Raw genomic sequence first — 18231 nt, 5'->3', positions numbered from 1 at the left:
AGCACTGAGTTTCATTGTATCCCCTTGGGTATTGATTATTGAGTTGTGGGGGTATCATGACACAAATGAAACGCTGCTTCTTTTGTGTTTATCACAAATGGAAACATATAAAACGAAAGTCTGTTTTTCCTGAAAACTGGATTCAATATCCGTTACTGCGTTATAGCCACTTTTCGGAAAAGATGAATTAAAAAAACCGCCAGTACGGTTTAGACTTGGGTACACTTTCTTTTTCCTCGCCAAGCGCGGTGAGGCGGTATTTTTCGTTGAAAAATATGTAGTAATCCGCGTTGATAACGGGTTTACTTTCATTCAGTTGAATCTGTGGGTTATCAATTCGTTTTATCAGGGTGGTGCATGTCTAACAGTGTCATGAGCGTGGTTATCCTTGCTGCTGGCAAGGGAACACGTATGTATTCCGATCTTTCAAAAGTGCTTCATCCGCTCGCTGGCAAGCCGATGGTTCAGCACGTGATTGATGCTGCTATGGAAACCGGCGCCAAACAGGTGCATTTGGTCTACGGACACGGTGGCGATTTACTGAAAGACAGGTTAACCAACTCGGATCTGAATTGGGTACTGCAAGCAGAGCAGCTCGGTACTGGCCACGCCATGCAGCAAGCCGCGCCGTTTTTTGCTGATGATGAAGACATTCTGATGCTGTACGGTGATGTCCCTTTGATATCACCGGTCACACTGGCGCGCTTGCTGGCGGATAAGCCGCAGGGAGGTATTGCGCTCCTGACGGTGAAACTGGACGATCCAACCGGTTATGGCCGCATTGTGCGCGATGAGAAGGGATCCGTCGTCGGGATTGTCGAGCATAAAGATGCGATAGAGCAACAGCGCCAGATTAGCGAAATTAACACCGGTATTCTGGCGGCAAACGGTCAGGATCTGAAACGCTGGCTGAGCCAGTTAAACAATAACAACGCACAAGGCGAGTATTACATCACAGACATTATCGCCATGGCTGTATCGGAAGGCCGCCGTGTTGAAGCAGTGCATCCCGATAACCTGAGCGAAGTGGAAGGGGTTAATAATCGCTTGCAACTGGCAGCGCTGGAGCGAGTGTTCCAACGGGAACAGGCCAATAAACTCCTGCTGGCGGGCGTAATGTTATTAGATCCAGAGCGTTTTGATCTGCGTGGGACATTAACGCACGGACGTGATGTTAGTATTGATGCTAATGTCATTCTTGAAGGTCAGGTCTCTTTGGGGAACCGGGTTGAGATTGGTGCGGGTTGTGTCATTAAAAACAGCGTGATTGGCGATGGCTGCATCCTCAGTCCCTATACCGTGTTAGAAAATGCGGTTCTGGACGCTGACTGCACGGTAGGGCCGTTTGCGCGCCTGCGGCCGGGGGCTGAGCTGGCGCAGGGGGCACACGTTGGCAATTTTGTTGAGATGAAAAAGGCGCGCTTGGGCAAAGGCTCCAAAGCGGGTCATTTAACCTATCTTGGCGATGCGGAAATCGGCGATGATGTGAACATTGGCGCGGGCACCATCACCTGTAACTATGACGGTGCCAATAAGCACAAAACCGTAATTGGTGATCGGGTTTTTGTGGGGTCTGACAGCCAGTTAGTGGCACCGGTGACGGTGGCGAGCGGCGCAACGATTGGCGCTGGCACCACGGTAACGCGTGATGTGGAAGAGAATGCGCTGGTGATCAGCCGCGTAAAACAGCGCCACATTTCAGGTTGGGCGCGGCCCGTTAAGAAAAAATAAGTGCTATCGCCTCCCGGTTCGTGGAGGCGGTTTTGCGCGGTGTTTTAGGCTAAAGCACTGCACAAAACATAATAATCCCCAACTCTCTACAAGGCTCGGGGACGCCGGAAAAACCGGCACGATCAGGTCAAAGACGTCGAAAGTGACACAATATGTCACGCGTATAGGAATACACATCCATGTGTGGAATTGTAGGCGCAGTTGCGCAACGCGATATTTCTGAAATTCTGTTAGAAGGGCTTCGTCGCCTTGAGTACCGTGGTTATGACTCTGCGGGGCTGGCGGTGGTTGACGGCGAGGGGCATGTTGCCCGCGTTCATCGTCTGGGTAAGGTGCAGATGTTGGCGCAAGCGGTGGAAGAACATCCGCTGGCGGGCGGTACGGGCATCGCCCATACCCGTTGGGCAACGCACGGTGAGCCGTCAGAAGAGAATGCTCATCCCCACGTTTCCGGTCCTATCATTATTGTTCATAACGGCATTATCGAAAACCACGAACCGCTGCGTGAAACGTTGATCGAGCGCGGCTATCGCTTTGTCTCTGAAACTGATACCGAAGTGGTCGCACACCTGGTGCACTGGGAACAGCAACAAACCGGTGGCGCGCTGGTTGACGTGGTAAAACGCGTGATCCATCAACTGCGTGGTGCTTACGGTATGGTAGTGATGGACAGCCGCGATCCGAGCGTGCTGGTGGCTGCCCGTTCCGGTAGTCCGCTGGTAATTGGGCGCGGTGTCGGTGAAAACTTCCTCGCTTCTGACCAACTGGCCCTGCTGCTGGTTACCCGTCGCTTTATGTTCCTGGAAGAAGGCGACGTGGCTGAAGTGACGCGCCGCACTGTGCGTGTTTTTAACCGCGCGGGTGAACTGGTTGAGCGCGAAGAGATTGAATCCAAAGTCAATTACGACGCGGGTGACAAAGGCGCTTACCGCCATTACATGCAGAAAGAGATTTACGAACAGCCGATGGCGATCAAAAATACCCTGGAAGGGCGTTTTAGCCACGGTGAAGTGAATCTGTCTGAACTGGGCCCGAAAGCGGATGAACTGCTGGCCAAGGTGCAACATATTCAGATTATTGCCTGCGGTACTTCCTACAACTCGGGCATGGTTTCTCGTTACTGGTTTGAAGCATTGGCTGGTGTCCCTTGTGATGTGGAAATCGCGTCGGAATTCCGCTATCGCAAACCGGCGGTGCGCGCGAATAGCCTGATAATCACCCTCTCCCAGTCCGGTGAAACGGCGGATACGCTGGCAGCGCTGCGCTTGTCCAAGGAGCTGGGGTATCTGGGATCGCTGGCGATTTGTAACGTGGCGGGATCTTCTCTGGTACGTGAATCCGATTTGGCGCTGATGACCAAAGCCGGTACGGAAATCGGCGTGGCGTCTACCAAGGCGTTTACCACCCAGTTAACGGTGCTGCTGATGCTGGTGGCGCGTATTGGTCGTCTGCGCGGTATGGATGCCCAGATTGAGCACGACATCGTCCACGGCTTGCAAGCGCTGCCTGCGCGTATTGAGCAGATGCTGTTGCAGGACAAGCTGATTGAGTCTCTGGCGGAAGGTTTCTCTGATAAGCACCATGCGCTGTTCCTGGGGCGCGGCGATCAGTACCCTATCGCAATGGAAGGTGCTCTGAAGCTCAAAGAGATCTCCTACATTCATGCGGAAGCTTATGCTGCGGGTGAGTTGAAGCACGGTCCGCTGGCGCTGATCGATGCGGATATGCCTGTCGTGGTGGTTACGCCCAACAATGAGCTGTTGGAAAAACTGAAATCCAACATCGAAGAAGTGCGCGCGCGCGGCGGTGAACTCTATGTGTTTGCCGACGAAGAGGCGGGTTTTGTCAGCAGTGAAAATATGCGCATCATTCCGCTGCCGCATGTGGAAGAAGTGATTGCCCCAATCTTCTACACCGTGCCGTTGCAGTTGCTCTCCTACCACGTGGCGCTGATCAAAGGCACCGACGTTGACCAACCGCGTAACCTGGCGAAATCGGTGACGGTGGAGTAACTGCTAATCTGATTCATATGTTAATAAAAATACCGGGCAGCAAGTGCCCGGTATTTATTTGACCTAATCAGAAACGCGCTTCTATATCCGTCTCCAAAGTGTGGGAGCCCGCGGTGGTTTCCAGGCTGGCGAGTCTGCTCGGTGCCGTTGTATGCATTGATAATTAATCCCTTTATAGGACACCCGTTGCCCAACTTCATACTGCGCTCCCAATTGCCATGCAGGGTACTGGGGCGGCGGAGGTGGCGTCACTCCGCCTAACAAAATATCAACCTCTCTGAGAGCTTCATTCACATTAGGTCTAACGCCAATCCCCTGCCCTTGTGCTTGTCGTGAACCACTGCGTTTTATAACTTGCAGCATGTCTCGAGAACTTAATACCACACCATAAGTCGCTCTAGTGTAGGACTGAATAAGCGCTATGGCTCCCGTTAATAGCGGTGTTGCGCTGGAGGTGCCACTGTAGGTTCCTGTATAAGCGCGTAAGGGAAACTGGAGGTGGATTTTGTAAACCACCATACCCGGTTGTCGTTACATTCTCCCCCCAAGAGTTGGCACTGAGGTAGAGATTAAAATTAGAGAAAGATAATCGTTGTCCGTTTTGAGAGCTGCAGGCTCCAGCCATGATGCCGCCGCTGTCACCCAAGCCATTGAATTGACCTAATTGACGAAGGTTGTGTCCACCATTCCCTCCGGCAAAGACCACTACAGCACCAGTACGTACTAATGTATTAATTCGACTCCAAAATGCGACACTATGCACCATAGGGACCAGAATTCCACTGGCAACCAGAATCTGATTATTTATTGCTACAATATCGCCAGGTCGAAAATTAGCTATGCAATTAAAAGCTATTCCTGTGACACCAAAGTTATTATTAGCACGAATAGCCCCCATTGTTGCTGTGCCGTGATTACGATCTCCGGTTCGGTTAGTAAATACTCTTATGCTACCGATCAAATCTTCATGCTGATTTTCTACACCGAAGTCAGAAACATGAACCCCAATCATTTGTCCAGAAACATTGCGCGCCCATGTAGCGCGTACGTTCATTCCTTGTCCTGGGTCCAGATAACCCTATCGAGAGGTAAAATTTGGCGTATTGGAAAAATGTTGCGGTTGGTCACCTTCATTTTGAGTATGCGTTGTATCATCAACTCCCTCTGTATTCAACAGCGGGGAAGATGATGTACAATCCGGTTCTTCATAATTATCCAGTGGAGGCGGATATACTAGTTTGCTTAACAATGCGCAATATTCCACATAGTCTAGCCTCTCAATTTCCTGAGCTAATGCCAGTAACTGTGATTCAGGGATGTTTGGATCAACTTTATATATGTAAGCACACTGCGCTAATATTGGCGATATTTTTAATATTTTATTTATTGTTTTTCGCGTAAATCTCGGTTCAAAAATTAGTTGGCTTCTTAAACTATAATAAATTGGAACTCGATCTTCATTTTCATTTTTTTAGTTTATCAAGGCCATTTTCATAAAACTTAACCTCCAGATAATTATCTACCCCTTGAACCAGTGCCAAGTGGCCCTTTAAGCTTTTAAAATGCTGCGGCGGTGGGGCGGCAATAGTGGGACGGGTGGTACAACGATATCACTAGAATGTAACTCCTGAACAGCTCTATCTGCTGAATACACTTTGGCTGATAGAGTGAATGTAGCAGGCTCTGGGATATCAAAGCTCAGTAGTTCATCACCGCGTCCTTTTTTTTTCCTGAATTAAAAAACCTTCTTGATAAAGTGAATATACTATTTTTTATTTTCTACATGTCCTTCGCAGAAAGCATATATTTTTCCGCTTGGTCTGTAGTCACGATAGTGGTTAAGTGTAATTGTCATATTTGACTCTCATAGGGTTTTACAGAGGTTTTTATTTAAAACACTGTGCCAAGAAAACAAACATCAATGGTTAATGGTTGTTTTATCGGTTTGTGTGGGGAAATCCACATTGTAAATCTAATGCGGTTTCATGATAATTCAAATTAATTTAATTATATTTTGATAATTGTTAGCTTGTTATTAATTTTGATGTTGTTTTTTTTTAGGTTAATTAAATTAATGATTGTTTTGATTTTATAGTGATGATTTTTAATTGTTCGTTATTTTTTATGGCTAATGATTTGTATGCTACGCAAATTTTTTAAGATTTAACGTACAGCTATTAAGATGTTTAATAGCATGCTATTTGTTTGTAATTTATTAATATTTATTAATATTTATTAGTATTTTAATGTCTTAATGAAATAATTTCCATTAAATAAAAAATGCATTAAGCATGGATAACCCTCTGTGATATCAATGACTATTTAGTTATTGATTTTTTTATTAAGTGATTTTTAACGCCGTTTCGTTATTCTTTAGCCTGGACTTCAATAAGAAAGACCAGGCCGCTGTCTGAATAGAGCAGATAACTATTGTTATCTTACCTGCGCGCAAAAGCCAGCAACACCCCCAATCCCACCAAGACTCCCCAAAGGTTCTGTCGATCCAATGGCGCACGTCGAGCAGCCGTTCACGTATTGAGCCTGAGGAGAAGAACAGTGCGACCAGGCAAAACCATGAGATGTGCGCCACAGAGATAAAAATGCCGTAACCGATTTGCACCATCAACGGCGTCTGGGGGCTTACCACCTGCATAAACAGGCTGACGATAAATACTGTCGCTTTGGGATTTAACGCATTGGTGAGAAAACCTGTGCGTAGCGCTACCCAATCGGAAACGGAGGCAACGCCCGTATCCTGGCTGGGCGTAGGTGGGTTTGGCGCGCAACATTTTTACCCCCAACCAGATGAGGTACGCAGCGCCAATCAGTTTTATCGTATTGAACAGCCACAGGGATTGCTAAATGATCAACCCGATGTATAGGTCGCATGAACCAGAATCCCACCGCCAATCCCCAGGGCTGTGAATATTCCCACACGGCGCGATAGCAGCAGGCTATTACGTGTCACCATGGCAAAATCAGGCCCTGGGCTAATAACGGCAAACAGTGTTATTGTGAATACAGCAAGATACTCGACCATACATTACCTTTTGAACATCAAATTAGATATCAATATGCTATGCAAACCACATAGGGATAACTAACGATGATTTCTGACAGTAATGGTGAGTTAGACTCACCATTAGACGTAAATCAAACCCGCCTTCCTTCGCTGCTGGCGCTACGCTGTTTTGAGACCGCAGCACGGTTTGAGAACTTCACGCGTGCAGCCGAAGCGTTGAATTTAACGCACGGTGCTATTAGTCGTGCGGTGCGTATGCTGGAGGATGATTTAGGGGTGGCGTTGTTCGAAAGACGTCGTCGTCGCGTTTTTCTCACTCAGGCGGGGCGTTCGCTGGCGCAAGCGGTGCATGAAGGGCTGGCGGTCATACAGCGAGCCACTAGTGAACTGCGTGCCAGCGCGCGTCAGAAGCGGCGCTGGGTCGTGTCATGTGAACCCACATTGCTGATGCGTTGGCCTGATTTTTAGGCTAAACATCCGGATCGGGACATTCATCTGGTTGCTGGTGGAGGCGCATTTTCCTTTCATGCTGGCATTGATTTGGCCATTCGGCGCGATGATTTCCCGTTGCCTGATGGCTATCATGCTGAATACCTGTTCAGTGAAAAAGTCGGGTCAGTGTGCCGACCTGATAAAGTGGGTGCCTGGTTTTCTCCCGCTGAAAACGCATTGTCATTAAGTGCCAATGCGCCACGTTTACACAGTCGCACGCGCTTGAGTGCCTGGCAAACGTGGAGTGAGGTAACACAACATCCAGTGCGTGATAGCAGTGAACAAACGTTCGAGCACTTTTATTTCAGCTTACAAGCTGCCGTTGCCGGGTTAGGGGTTGCGATTGGGCCATGGCAATTGGTTCGAGATGATATTGCCAGTGGCGTTCTGGTCGCGCCGATGGGATTTGTCGAGGAGGGTTCCAGCTACTGTCTGCTGTCGCCTTCCCCTTTATTTCCTGATACTTTTCAGGCAGATTTATTGGCCTGGTTACGCGCAATGGCTTGAATAACAGCCGTTCTCCTGCGGATAACATGCGGCGTTGAGTGCAATCCAATATGAACACTTTTTGAATGTCATAAAAATGTCATATTTCATACATTTTACTGTCACGTAATTGTCCTATTTTTCCTCCTGCGAACTACACTCTGATCAATAAAGAATCTGGGTCGACACCTTTAAAAAATCCCACAGGAGGGATTATGAAACTGATGCGTACCACGATTGCCGGTCTTGTTATGGCAACCTTCTCCCTGACGGCGGTCAACGCCTCAGCTGCCGTTAACCTTACCGGTGCAGGTGCTACGTTCCCAGCGCCGGTCTATGCCAAGTGGGCAGACTCTTACCAGAAAGAAACGGGTAATAAAGTTAACTACCAAGGTATTGGTTCTTCTGGCGGCGTTAAGCAGATTCAAGCAAAAACGGTTGATTTCGGTGCATCTGATGCCCCGCTGGTCGATGAGAAGCTGGCTGAAGATGGCCTGTTCCAGTTCCCGACCGTCATCGGTGGTGTGGTTCTGGCGGTTAACGTTTCGGGCATCAAATCTGGCGAACTGACGCTGGATGGTAAAACGCTGGGTGATATCTACCTGGGGAAAATCAAAAAATGGAACGATGCGGCCATCACTAAACTGAACCCGGGAGTTAAACTGCCGGATCAGGATATCGCTGTTGTTCGTCGCGCTGACGGTTCCGGTACCTCTTTTGTGTTCACTAGCTATCTGGCGAAAGTGAACGCAGAATGGAAAGAAAAAATTGGTGCAGGCTCAACGGTTAACTGGCCGACCGGTCTGGGCGGTAAAGGTAACGACGGTATCGCCGCGTTTGTTCAGCGTCTGCCGGGTTCTATCGGTTATGTTGAATACGCTTATGCCAAGCAGAACAACCTGGCTTACACCAAGCTGATTTCTGCCGACGGTAAAGCTGTTCAACCGACGGGTCAGTCATTCAGTAACTCAGCCAAGGGTATCGACTGGAGCAAATCCTTTGCCCAGGACCTAACCAACCAGCACGGTGCTGACGCATGGCCAATCACCTCTACCACCTTCATTCTGGTTCACCAGAAACAAGAAAAACCAGAGCAGGGCGCTGAAGTGCTGAAGTTCTTTGACTGGGCGTTCAAGAAAGGTGGTGAGCAAGCTGTGGCTCTGGATTACGCCACGCTGCCAAACGAAGTGGTCGATCAAATTCGTGCCGCATGGAAAACCAGCGTAAAAGACAGCAGCGGTAACGCTCTGTTTAAATAAGCATTGAAACAGTATGCAAGCCCTTGTGCTGTTAACAAGGCACTGACATAAGTCATGGCGGATGGGCGGGAAGCTCGTCCGCCTTTGCCTGTCAAAGGATATATGCCCGAATTATTTTGGGTATAACACTGAAGAAGAGAGCTCTATGGCGGAGTATAAGCCAACCATGAAAGCCCCCGGAAAGCTGGGCGACGTCATCTTTAGCGCGATGGTAAGATTCTCCGCGCTGCTGACGTTGCTGCTGCTGGGCGGTATCATCGTATCCCTGATCGTGGCATCCTGGCCAAGCATTGAGAAGTTTGGCCTGGCGTTCTTGTGGACCAAAGAGTGGGACGCGCCTGCCGGGCAGTTCGGTGCGCTGGTGCCGATTTACGGTACCGTTGTGACCTCTTTGATTGCCCTGATTATTGCCATCCCTATCAGTTTCGGTATCGCCTTGTTCCTGACTGAACTGGCCCCGAACTGGTTAAAACGCCCGCTGGGCGTTGCCATCGAATTATTGGCCGCCATTCCGAGTATCGTTTACGGCATGTGGGGGCTGTTTATCTTCGCCCCGTTGTTTGCCAAATACTTCCAGCAGCCGGTAGGGAATATCCTGTCCGGTATTCCTATTTTGGGCACGCTGTTCTCTGGCCCTGCGTTTGGTATCGGTATTCTGACTGCCGGTGTGATTCTGGCCATCATGATCATTCCTTATATCGCCGCCGTAATGCGCGACGTGCTTGAGCAAACACCGGTGATGATGAAAGAGTCAGCCTACGGCATTGGTTGTACAACGTGGGAAGTGATTTGGCGCATCGTGTTGCCTTACACCAAAAATGGTGTGATTGGTGGCGTCATGTTGGGATTAGGGCGTGCGCTGGGCGAAACCATGGCAGTGACCTTTATCATCGGTAACACCTACCAGTTGGACAGTCTATCGTTGTTTATGCCTGGCAACAGTATTACTTCCGCGCTGGCTAACGAGTTTGCCGAAGCGGAATCTGGCTTGCACACTGCGGCATTGATGCAGCTCGGCCTGATCCTGTTTGTGATTACCTTTATCGTGCTGGCGCTGTCTAAGTTGATGATTATGCTTTTGGCAAAAAATGAGGGGGCACGCTAATGGCGGCGTTAGGAATGGAACAAGAAGCCACTCTGGCGCGTACCCGGCAGAAAATGCAGGCCTGGCGTCGTCAGAAAAACCGCATTGCGCTGTGCCTCTCGATGACCACCATGGCATTCGGCCTGTTTTGGCTGGTATGGATCCTGTTTTCTACCGTGGTGAGAGGGATCGACGGCATGTCGTTGGCGCTGTTTACCGAAATGACGCCACCGCCCAATACGGCGGGTGGTGGGCTTGCCAACGCCATTTTCGGTAGCGGATTGCTGATTTTCTGGGCGACAGTATTGGGTACACCGCTTGGCATTATGGCGGGGATCTACCTGGCAGAATATGGTCGTAAATCCATTATTGCCGAAGTGATTCGCTTTATTAACGATATCTTATTGTCAGCGCCTTCCATTGTGGTTGGCCTGTTTGTCTACTCGATTGTCGTGACCAAAATGCAGCACTTCTCAGGTTGGGCGGGTGTGATTGCGCTGGCGCTGTTGCAGGTGCCTATCGTCATTCGTACCACGGAGAACATGCTGAAACTGGTTCCCGATAGCCTGCGTGAAGCGGCCTATGCGCTGGGAACGCCAAAGTGGAAAATGATTTCGGCCATCACATTGAAAGCCTCTGTCTCCGGCATCATCACTGGCGTGCTGCTGGCAATTGCCCGCATCGCGGGGGAAACCGCACCGCTGCTGTTTACGTCGCTGTCCAACCAGTTCTGGAACACCGACATGATGCACCCGATCGCCAATCTACCGGTCACTATCTTCAAATTTGCCATGAGCCCGTTTGTGGAGTGGCAACAGTTGGCCTGGGCGGGGGTGCTGCTGATTACGCTGTGCGTGCTGTTGCTGAACATTGTGGCACGTATTCTGTTCACGAAGAAAAAATATTAATGGATTCAACGGTGTGTCGGATGGCATGCCAGTTAAAAGAGAGAAGTCTTAATGAGTATGGCTACCGAGACATCCAACAGCAAAATCCAGGTGCGCAATCTGAATTTCTATTACGGAAAATTTCATGCGCTGAAAGATATTACGCTGGATATTGTCACCAATCAGGTGACAGCGTTTATCGGCCCATCTGGGTGCGGCAAATCTACACTGTTGCGTACGCTGAACAAAATGTATCAGCTCTATCCGGAACAGCGCGCGGAAGGGGATATTTTGCTGGATGGCAATAATATTCTTACCGACAAACAGGATGTGGCGTTGTTGCGCGCCAAAGTGGGTATGGTGTTCCAGAAGCCGACCCCGTTCCCGATGTCGATTTATGACAACATCGCTTTCGGCGTGCGCCTGTTTGAGAAGCTGTCCCGTGCTGATATGGATGAGCTCGTGCAGTGGGCCTTGACCAAGGCCGCACTCTGGCAGGAAACCAAAGATAAGTTGCATCAGAGCGGATATAGTCTCTCTGGCGGTCAGCAACAGCGTTTGTGTATTGCGCGCGGTATCGCTATCCGCCCCGATGTGTTGCTGCTTGATGAACCCTGCTCGGCGCTGGACCCGATCTCTACGGGCCGCATCGAAGAACTGATTTCCGAGCTGAAGAAAGATTATACCGTTGTGATCGTCACCCATAACATGCAACAGGCAGCACGCTGTTCGGATCACACGGCATTTATGTACCTGGGCGAACTGATCGAATTTAGCGATACAGATACCCTGTTTACCGCGCCCAAACAGAAACAGACCGAAGACTACATTACCGGTCGCTACGGTTGATTACAGGAAGCATCATGGACAATCTGAATCTGAACAAACACATTTCCGGGCAGTTCAACGCTGAGCTTGAACACATTCGCACCCAGGTGATGACCATGGGAGGTTTGGTTGAGCAGCAACTGACGGATGCCATTACGGCAATGCATAACCGTGACGCTGAGTTGGCTCAACGCGTGATTGAAGGTGATGCCAAGGTGAATTTGATGGAGGTGACCATCGATGAAGCCTGCGTGCGTATCATTGCCAAGCGTCAGCCAACGGCGAGTGATTTGCGTCTGGTGATGGCAATCATCAAGACCATTTCTGAGCTGGAGCGTATCGGTGATGTGGCGGATAAAATCTGCCGCACCGCGTTGGAGAAATATTCACATCAGCATCAGCCTTTACTGGTTAGCCTGGAATCGTTGGGTCGTCACACTGTCGAGATGCTGCATGATGTGCTGGATGCCTTTGCGCGTATGGATCTGGATGAAGCTATTCGTATCTACCGTGAAGATAAAAAGGTCGATAAAGAGTATGAAGGCATCGTACGTCAACTGATGACGCACATGATGGAAGACTCACGCACCATTCCGAGTGTATTGACCGTGCTGTTTTGCGCCCGTTCAATTGAACGCATCGGTGACCGTTGCCAGAACATCTGCGAGTTTATTTTCTATTTCGTTAAAGGACAGGATTTCCGCCATATTGGTGGTGATGCGCTGGAAAAACTGCTGGAAAAAGAGAAAAACGGACCCGCACCTCAGTGATCTTTGCTTGCTGATACGCCCCGAACGGGGCGTATTGTTGTATCCGCTTTATTTTAAAGAGTAATGTCTATCACTTGATTTTCACGCTGGATAGTCAGTGCCAATTTTCCTTTTGGCTCCTGAAGAAATAAATTTCTCACCGTTTTTATTTTTTCTGGCGGATACGTGGTGTTGTTAATTTTTAATATCTTATCACCATTTTTTAATCCATACTTCTGTATTTCTTCGTTATTGTTGTAAAAAACTTCAATGTTTCCATCCATGTAACGTATGGCAATGGATCGTTCATGCGGAATGTTATTTTTTTAATAGAGTCAGTATCATAGCAAAACATCATGCGTGAAGGGATAAATGTGTAGCGTTTAAAACGAGACAGGAAATCCATTCCGACATGAAATTTCCCTTCTTGATTATCTGAAAATTCCATTTTACCTAATGGCAATCCATTAAATACAAAGTCCTGTAAGATATATTGGTTGGTTTTTGTTACACCACCCGCTTTTGCCATTGGTTCATTGATAGAAGCTAATTCAATCGGCAGTTTATTCTCTTTTACATAATTGATAAACTCATTGGAAACGAAACTTTGATCGGCGCCAGTATCAATACGAAAAGCGACGTCATTATTGTTATATTTAAACCAGAGTTGGGGTAATCTGTTGTAACTGTCATCATAACCGGTACAAGCCTGATAATCCGATGCAGAGGGTGCAGTTTCAGAAACGATAACATTTTTTTGTTATTATCGACTTTCCAGTTAAACCTTCTGAACGTATCAATACCAATGATGCCGTCTATTTTCATCCCGATTGATTGGGTAACCAGCGACAAATCTAGCGAAACCCATAGGTCACTGTCATTGATTTCTTTCGTACCAATGAAAAAGGTGGTTGGCTTTAACAGTGTGAATTGATGGCTCTCAAGACGTCCAGAAACCGTAGTAATGCTCGAAAACTCCTGACGATAATTATGAGGGATCTCTGATGAGAGTACGAGGCTCGTTATCGTATTTGCAATTTTTTTATCAATTATGGTAACGCTGGCACCGGTATCAACGAGAAAGTTTAATTTCTTGTTATTTATCATGACTGGGATCACAATGTCATCTTCGATGTTTGTTTCGAGAATTGTCCCTGTTTTTTATTATTTTGCGTTTCTCTCTCGTTTTTTTCCAGATAATCGCATCCTATCACGCTTGATACACAGAGTAATATTGATGCTATTTTGGTTATTTTTTCGTGGCTTTAGAGGCATGTTTATTCCTTTGGTTGCTGTGTTTTTTGAAAATTCTATTGTGATAAATATAAACAAAATATAAACAATGTTTGGGTTTGCGAGAATTAGACGCATTTTTAAGTATAATGTTCAGCCTTGGTTGTAAGGAGTCTGCTATGGCAAGGGAATGCTTTTGTTTGAATGTTGGGCCATTACAGTTTATCAGGAAGTTTTTAAGTACGTGTTTGCCTTGATAAAATAATTTTTTACTCAACGTCGATAGTCTTGAATCGCCGCTCTGGATATCTGTCTACTGCTGAGGGTAGTATCTCTCTATGTATTGATATGCTATCTGGTTGAGTGTTTTTCCTCATTATTCATCGTTTTTATCTGTATTTAAAGCCGCTCAAGACGGCTGGAGTATAAACTCATGATAAATAATTTATTGATCATTGATTGACACTTTATCTTCTTGTGAAGATAAAGACGAAAGATTTTCATCAAAAGAAAGAGAATAGAGTAATGCAATTGAAGTATTTGGCTTTTATCCTTTCCTTATCTATGGCTTTTTCTGCTACGGCAAACACCGGACAGGGTATTTTTCCCGAAGGGAACGGGAGAGGGAATATTGGTTTAGGAACCCTGAGCGGTAAGGCCCAAGAGCGCGTTTACCTTCCAAAGTATAGTGGTCGAAATGCCTGGCAATATAATGAGGGTATATGGAACTGTGCAACGAACAGAAAAGGTAATCAACCCTTCGATGGCTACGGTGAGGGCGGTAACGACAAGGTTGTAAGTGCTCGCGGTATTGAAAACTACAACCTTATCACCACTGTCGGTGTGCAATACACCTTCTAAACCGGATAGCCGGACGATTCGTCCGTCTTCTTCCCTATTCACTTACGTTTCATCTGTCCTCAAACGCTATCTCAGAGTCTGAAACTCGGCTATGTGACATAAAATTATAATATTATCCATTTTTATTATTTCCTGATTGTCGTACGGGCTGTTAGCTTGCTTGTTAACAAAACTTATAAGGGTGACAAGGAAAATGGTGAAAAATCAGTTTGTTACATTAACATTATTGGCGGGTTTGATTTCTGTTTCCGGTATCGCTCAGGCGGACAAGCTGGATGATATTCAGAAAGCGGGCGTGGTGAAAATTGCTGTGTTAGACAGTAACCCGCCGTTTGGTTTTGTCGATCCGCAAACCAAAAAGCTGGTGGGTTATGATGTGGATATCGCTGAAGCCATCGGTAAAGCTCTGGGTGTGAAAGTAGAACCGCGCGCTACCAACCCGGCTAACCGTATTCCCTTACTGACTTCGCAGAAAGTCGATTTGATTGCCGCCAACTTCACCATTACGGATGAACGCGCCAAGCAAGTTAATTTCAGTATTCCCTACTTTGCCACAGGGCAGAAATTTATTGCCCGTAAAGGCGTGCTGAAAACGCCGGAAGACATTAAAGCGCTGCGTATCGGTGCTGACAAAGGTACAGTTCAAGAGATCACGCTGCGTGAACATTACCCGACGGCGAAAGTTATCTCTTATGATGACACGCCGCTCGCCTTTGCGGCCCTGCGCAACGGTAACGTTCAAGCCATCACTCAGGATGATGCCAAGCTGGTTGGCTTACTGGCCAACGTGCCAGATGCACAAAAAGCAGAGTTTGAAATCTCTCCGTTTAGCATCACTAAGGAATACCAAGGGGTGGGCGTACCTAAGGGCGAAGATCGCCTGACGCAAAAGGTCAATGATACGCTGCTGCAATTGGAAAAAACCGGCGAAGCTAAACAAACCTACGATCGCTGGTTTGGGCCGACCACTAAATCTGCTCAACCGCGTGGTGATTTCACTTTCGCGCCGTTGGATAAACAGCCTAAAGCCTGATGCCATTATCTGCCCAAACGTGCAAACGTGAGGCTATAGGTTTCTTCAGGTAACGCCCCATTCCGCCCTCTGTTGCACAGAGGGCATTGTCGTTTCTGCAACAGAGAGTTTTTACTACCGCGAACAGGTTATGACATTGACTGAAAACGTTGCTTCTTTTTTGGAAAACTGGCTGCTGGCTCCTCATTATCTGTCATGGCTGTGGCACGGTTTTTTGCTGACATTGTGGCTTTCTCTGTGTGTCATCGTGCTGTCAACGCTGCTGGGAATGGTGCTTGCTGCCGCAAGATATAGCCAGCGTAACCTGCTGCGCTGGCCTGCGATCGCTTACAGCACGCTCTTTCGCGATACGCCGCTGCTGGTGCAATTGTTCTTCTGGTATTTTGGCGCTGCGCAGTTGCTGCCGAGTGCGCTGTTGCAGTGGCTGAATTCACCCCATGATGTTGCCATTGCGGGTAGGGTCCTGAGCTGGCCTTCATTCGAATTCATCGCCGGGCTGATTGGGCTGGCGCTCTACTCCAGCGCATTTATTGCGGAAGAGATTCGTGCAGGGATAGGCGGTGTCGCGCGCGGACAAAAATACGCGTCGCTGGCGCTAGGGCTGACGCCCTGGCAAGCCATGCGTTATGTGGTGCTGCCTCAGGCGCTGAAAATTGCATTGCCACCGCTGCTGGGGCAATACATGAATATTATCAAGAATTCCTCTCTGACGATGGCGATCGGCGTCGCCGAACTCTCTTATGCATCGCGTCAGGTGGAGACGGAAACCTTGCGAACCTTCCAGGCGTTCGGCGTGGCGACAGTGCTGTATATAGCTATCATCGCACTTATCGAAGGATGGGGCATGTGGCGGCAGCAACGTCAATTGGTGCGAGGACACTAACATGGATTTTACGATTATCAGCGATAACCTCAGCTATCTGCTGTGGGGCACGTTCCCTGATGGGCCGCTCGGTGGAGCCGCATTGACGCTTGTCATCAGCGCACTGGCGGGTATCGCTTCGGCGATTTTGGGCACAGTGCTGGGGGCTGCGCTGGCGATGTCACGAGGCTGGTTGGGGGCGCTGCTGGCGTTGGTGTTGGGGTTTTTCCGTGCGATTCCGGTGATCATGCTGATTTTCTGGACCTATTTCCTGCTGCCGATTTTGTTTGGCGTCGATATTCCTGAAATTACTACCGTGGTGTGTGCTCTGGCGTTTATTGGGGCGGCTTATCTGGCGCATGGCGTCAAGGCGGGGATAGTTGCTATCAGTCAGGGGCAGTGGCAGGCAGGGTTGTCGCTCGGTTTCAGCCGCTGGCGTGTACTGTGGTTTATCGTGTTGCCTCAGGCGCTACGCATGATGGTGCCATCGTTTATTAACCAGTGGATTTCCTTAATCAAGGATACATCGCTGGCGTATATCGTTGGCGTAGGCGAGCTGACATTTCTGGCAACGCAAGTTAACAACCGCAGTATGGTCTACCCCACTGAAGTGTTTCTGTTTGTGGCGCTGGTTTATTTTATTATCTGTCTGGCGCTGGAACTGTTGGCGTATCGCGTCAGCCAGCACTATGCGGTGCATGCACGGGCTGACGCGCCAAAACGTCGGTTTTGGTGGCGCTTTAGGCCGCGCCCGGCATAACGCGGCCTAAAGTCGTCAGGCTTGATGTTCCAGCCTTTTTCGCGCCACAGTTGCGGTAATTCACCCATATTGTGGAACGTGGTGACCAGCGGGTGATCGATCGGTGGATCATGAGGATCGGCGCAGTAGTAATACACCGGAATGCCCGCTGCTATACTAGCTTCAACGCCTGAAAACGAATCTTCCACTAACAGACAGTTCGCCAGATTGACCTGCATCTGCTGGGCGGCGTGATAGATAACGGCGGGATCGGGCTTCCATTTTTTCAAATCATAACCGCTATACAGACGATCGGCGAAGTGCTCACGCAGCCCGGTTAACCCGAGCGAGTGCTGCATTTTGCTTACCGGGCCGTTCGACACCACGCCCATTGGCACGGTAATGGCGGCAAGCAGTTGCGGAATGCCGTCGATGGCTTGCAGCGATTCTTCAAACAGCCGGGCGATCTCTTCACGGAAGTGTTTTTCCAGCGTTTCGGGCACCACTGTCAGGCCATGCTGTGCACTCACGCGATCGATAATGTCGTAGAGCTTGACGCCTTTGTAGGTCTTGATGACCTCCTCCAGCGATAACTGTAAGCCGTAGGGAATAAAAATATTCACATAGGCCTGGCAACAAATCACTTCGCTGTCGACCAGCGTGCCATCACAATCGAAAAAAACACATTCGATCGAAGACATGGGGTTCCTTATTGGTAACGCGTGTTGTTCGCCCACTACTTTACCCCACCGCGTCAGCATTGTGACCTTATAGGGTGTAAACACGATAAAACCCTGTTTTTCCCTGGTTTTCATTTTTTGCTCTGAAGGGGGATAGTTATCGCACGTTCGCTCTTTTTCCCGCGTACTTGCGGAAAAATTCGTACAATTACAAGGTGTATTTAAAGATATCGGTTGCGATAACTTCCACTTATAGCAAGAAAAAAAACCTGC

At 48.4% G+C, this 18231-nt stretch carries 17 protein-coding genes and 2 pseudogenes; 13 read left to right on the top strand and 6 right to left on the bottom strand.

The window, feature by feature from the left end; genetic code table 11:
* Positions 1 to 357 precede the first annotated feature (357 nt).
* A complete protein-coding gene (glmU, locus tag ACMZI0_RS07965; protein ID WP_415672550.1) occupies positions 358 to 1731 on the top strand; it encodes a bifunctional UDP-N-acetylglucosamine diphosphorylase/glucosamine-1-phosphate N-acetyltransferase GlmU in 1374 nt (457 codons plus the stop codon).
* A gap of 179 nt (positions 1732 to 1910) precedes the next feature.
* Positions 1911 to 3743 carry a glutamine--fructose-6-phosphate transaminase (isomerizing) gene (gene glmS / locus ACMZI0_RS07960; RefSeq protein ID WP_415672549.1) on the top strand — a complete coding sequence of 611 codons (1833 nt, stop codon included), beginning with the start codon at positions 1911 to 1913 and terminating at the stop codon, positions 3741 to 3743.
* Between the two features lie 81 nt (positions 3744 to 3824).
* On the opposite strand, the gene ACMZI0_RS07955 is transcribed toward glmS, so the two are convergent.
* The 3 genes and pseudogenes from ACMZI0_RS07955 to ACMZI0_RS07945 all read right to left on the bottom strand — a co-directional run.
* Complete coding sequence (locus tag ACMZI0_RS07955) at positions 3825 to 4259, bottom strand: carbohydrate-binding protein (RefSeq protein ID WP_415672569.1); 435 nt, start codon at positions 4257 to 4259, stop codon at positions 3825 to 3827.
* Positions 4141 to 4797 (bottom strand): hypothetical protein, encoded by a 657-nt coding sequence (locus tag ACMZI0_RS07950; RefSeq protein ID WP_415672572.1) that lies wholly within the window; start codon positions 4795 to 4797, stop codon positions 4141 to 4143. The genes ACMZI0_RS07955 and ACMZI0_RS07950 overlap by 119 nt, the downstream gene beginning before the upstream one ends.
* Before the next feature lie 1287 nt (positions 4798 to 6084).
* Positions 6085 to 6417: pseudogene (locus tag ACMZI0_RS07945) on the bottom strand (hypothetical protein); the annotation flags it as partial.
* Between the two features lie 432 nt (positions 6418 to 6849).
* On the opposite strand from ACMZI0_RS07945, the gene ACMZI0_RS07940 reads away from it, so the two are divergent.
* The 7 genes and pseudogenes from ACMZI0_RS07940 to phoU all read left to right on the top strand — a co-directional run bounded on the left by ACMZI0_RS07940 (position 6850) and on the right by phoU (position 12571).
* Positions 6850 to 7233: a LysR family transcriptional regulator gene (locus ACMZI0_RS07940; protein WP_415672548.1), complete on the top strand. Its 384-nt coding sequence runs from the start codon at positions 6850 to 6852 to the stop codon at positions 7231 to 7233.
* Positions 7234 to 7248: 15 nt separating this feature from the next.
* Positions 7249 to 7764: pseudogene (locus ACMZI0_RS07935) on the top strand (LysR substrate-binding domain-containing protein); the annotation flags it as partial.
* Positions 7765 to 7958: 194 nt separating this feature from the next.
* Positions 7959 to 9002, top strand: coding sequence for a phosphate ABC transporter substrate-binding protein PstS (pstS, locus tag ACMZI0_RS07930; RefSeq protein ID WP_415672547.1), 1044 nt, complete (start codon positions 7959 to 7961; stop codon positions 9000 to 9002).
* A 145-nt stretch (positions 9003 to 9147) separates the two neighbouring features.
* Positions 9148 to 10107 carry a phosphate ABC transporter permease PstC gene (gene pstC, locus ACMZI0_RS07925; RefSeq protein ID WP_415672546.1) on the top strand — a complete coding sequence of 320 codons (960 nt, stop codon included), beginning with the start codon at positions 9148 to 9150 and terminating at the stop codon, positions 10105 to 10107.
* Entirely contained in the window at positions 10107 to 10994 is an 888-nt protein-coding gene (pstA, locus tag ACMZI0_RS07920) for a phosphate ABC transporter permease PstA (RefSeq protein WP_415672545.1), read from the top strand. Before pstC ends, pstA begins: the two co-directional genes overlap by 1 nt.
* Before the next feature lie 51 nt (positions 10995 to 11045).
* Entirely contained in the window at positions 11046 to 11822 is a 777-nt protein-coding gene (gene pstB, locus ACMZI0_RS07915; protein ID WP_415672544.1) for a phosphate ABC transporter ATP-binding protein PstB, read from the top strand.
* Positions 11823 to 11836: 14 nt separating this feature from the next.
* On the top strand, positions 11837 to 12571 hold the full coding sequence (gene phoU / locus ACMZI0_RS07910; RefSeq protein WP_415672543.1) for a phosphate signaling complex protein PhoU: 735 nt from the start codon (positions 11837 to 11839) through the stop codon (positions 12569 to 12571).
* Between the two features lie 202 nt (positions 12572 to 12773).
* Here the strand turns inward: phoU and ACMZI0_RS07905 are convergent, their stop codons facing one another.
* The gene (locus tag ACMZI0_RS07905; protein WP_415672542.1) at positions 12774 to 13079 is read right to left on the bottom strand and encodes a hypothetical protein; all 306 of its coding nucleotides are present in this window, start codon (positions 13077 to 13079) and stop codon (positions 12774 to 12776) included.
* Between the two features lie 44 nt (positions 13080 to 13123).
* Positions 13124 to 13669 (bottom strand): retropepsin-like aspartic protease, encoded by a 546-nt coding sequence (locus tag ACMZI0_RS07900; protein ID WP_415672541.1) that lies wholly within the window; start codon positions 13667 to 13669, stop codon positions 13124 to 13126.
* A gap of 573 nt (positions 13670 to 14242) precedes the next feature.
* Here ACMZI0_RS07900 and ACMZI0_RS07895 point away from each other — a divergent pair.
* The 4 genes from ACMZI0_RS07895 to ACMZI0_RS07880 all read left to right on the top strand — a co-directional run bounded on the left by ACMZI0_RS07895 (position 14243) and on the right by ACMZI0_RS07880 (position 17299).
* Complete coding sequence (locus ACMZI0_RS07895) at positions 14243 to 14644, top strand: hypothetical protein (RefSeq protein WP_415672540.1); 402 nt, start codon at positions 14243 to 14245, stop codon at positions 14642 to 14644.
* A 193-nt stretch (positions 14645 to 14837) separates the two neighbouring features.
* A complete protein-coding gene (locus tag ACMZI0_RS07890) occupies positions 14838 to 15677 on the top strand; it encodes an ABC transporter substrate-binding protein (RefSeq protein WP_415672539.1) in 840 nt (279 codons plus the stop codon).
* Between the two features lie 130 nt (positions 15678 to 15807).
* Positions 15808 to 16560, top strand: coding sequence for an amino acid ABC transporter permease (locus tag ACMZI0_RS07885; protein WP_415672538.1), 753 nt, complete (start codon positions 15808 to 15810; stop codon positions 16558 to 16560).
* A 1-nt stretch (position 16561) separates the two neighbouring features.
* The gene (locus tag ACMZI0_RS07880) at positions 16562 to 17299 is read left to right on the top strand and encodes an amino acid ABC transporter permease (protein WP_415672537.1); all 738 of its coding nucleotides are present in this window, start codon (positions 16562 to 16564) and stop codon (positions 17297 to 17299) included.
* On the opposite strand, the gene yieH is transcribed toward ACMZI0_RS07880, so the two are convergent.
* Positions 17227 to 17979 carry a 6-phosphogluconate phosphatase gene (gene yieH, locus ACMZI0_RS07875; RefSeq protein ID WP_415672536.1) on the bottom strand — a complete coding sequence of 251 codons (753 nt, stop codon included), beginning with the start codon at positions 17977 to 17979 and terminating at the stop codon, positions 17227 to 17229. The genes ACMZI0_RS07880 and yieH overlap by 73 nt on opposite strands.
* Positions 17980 to 18231 lie beyond the last annotated feature (252 nt).

This window comes from Symbiopectobacterium sp., from assembly GCF_047692315.1.
Classification (GTDB): Bacteria; Pseudomonadota; Gammaproteobacteria; order Enterobacterales; family Enterobacteriaceae; genus Symbiopectobacterium.
Note: the sequence above shows the minus strand (reverse complement) of the source record. Positions and strands in the feature narration are given on the sequence as shown.

What these genes read in the sequence shown, in the direction of transcription:
- glmU (WP_415672550.1), top strand. Translation starts at nt 358, where the DNA reads ATGTCTAACAGTGTCATGAGCGTGGTTATCCTTGCTGCTGGCAAGGGA.
- glmS (WP_415672549.1), top strand. Translation starts at nt 1,911, where the DNA reads ATGTGTGGAATTGTAGGCGCAGTTGCGCAACGCGATATTTCTGAAATT.
- ACMZI0_RS07950 (WP_415672572.1), bottom strand. Translation starts at nt 4,797, where the DNA reads ATGAACGTACGCGCTACATGGGCGCGCAATGTTTCTGGACAAATGATT.
- ACMZI0_RS07940 (WP_415672548.1), top strand. Translation starts at nt 6,850, where the DNA reads ATGATTTCTGACAGTAATGGTGAGTTAGACTCACCATTAGACGTAAAT.
- pstS (WP_415672547.1), top strand. Translation starts at nt 7,959, where the DNA reads ATGAAACTGATGCGTACCACGATTGCCGGTCTTGTTATGGCAACCTTC.
- pstC (WP_415672546.1), top strand. Translation starts at nt 9,148, where the DNA reads ATGGCGGAGTATAAGCCAACCATGAAAGCCCCCGGAAAGCTGGGCGAC.
- pstA (WP_415672545.1), top strand. Translation starts at nt 10,107, where the DNA reads ATGGCGGCGTTAGGAATGGAACAAGAAGCCACTCTGGCGCGTACCCGG.
- pstB (WP_415672544.1), top strand. Translation starts at nt 11,046, where the DNA reads ATGAGTATGGCTACCGAGACATCCAACAGCAAAATCCAGGTGCGCAAT.
- phoU (WP_415672543.1), top strand. Translation starts at nt 11,837, where the DNA reads ATGGACAATCTGAATCTGAACAAACACATTTCCGGGCAGTTCAACGCT.
- ACMZI0_RS07905 (WP_415672542.1), bottom strand. Translation starts at nt 13,079, where the DNA reads ATGGCAAAAGCGGGTGGTGTAACAAAAACCAACCAATATATCTTACAG.
- ACMZI0_RS07890 (WP_415672539.1), top strand. Translation starts at nt 14,838, where the DNA reads ATGGTGAAAAATCAGTTTGTTACATTAACATTATTGGCGGGTTTGATT.
- ACMZI0_RS07885 (WP_415672538.1), top strand. Translation starts at nt 15,808, where the DNA reads ATGACATTGACTGAAAACGTTGCTTCTTTTTTGGAAAACTGGCTGCTG.
- ACMZI0_RS07880 (WP_415672537.1), top strand. Translation starts at nt 16,562, where the DNA reads ATGGATTTTACGATTATCAGCGATAACCTCAGCTATCTGCTGTGGGGC.
- yieH (WP_415672536.1), bottom strand. Translation starts at nt 17,979, where the DNA reads ATGTCTTCGATCGAATGTGTTTTTTTCGATTGTGATGGCACGCTGGTC.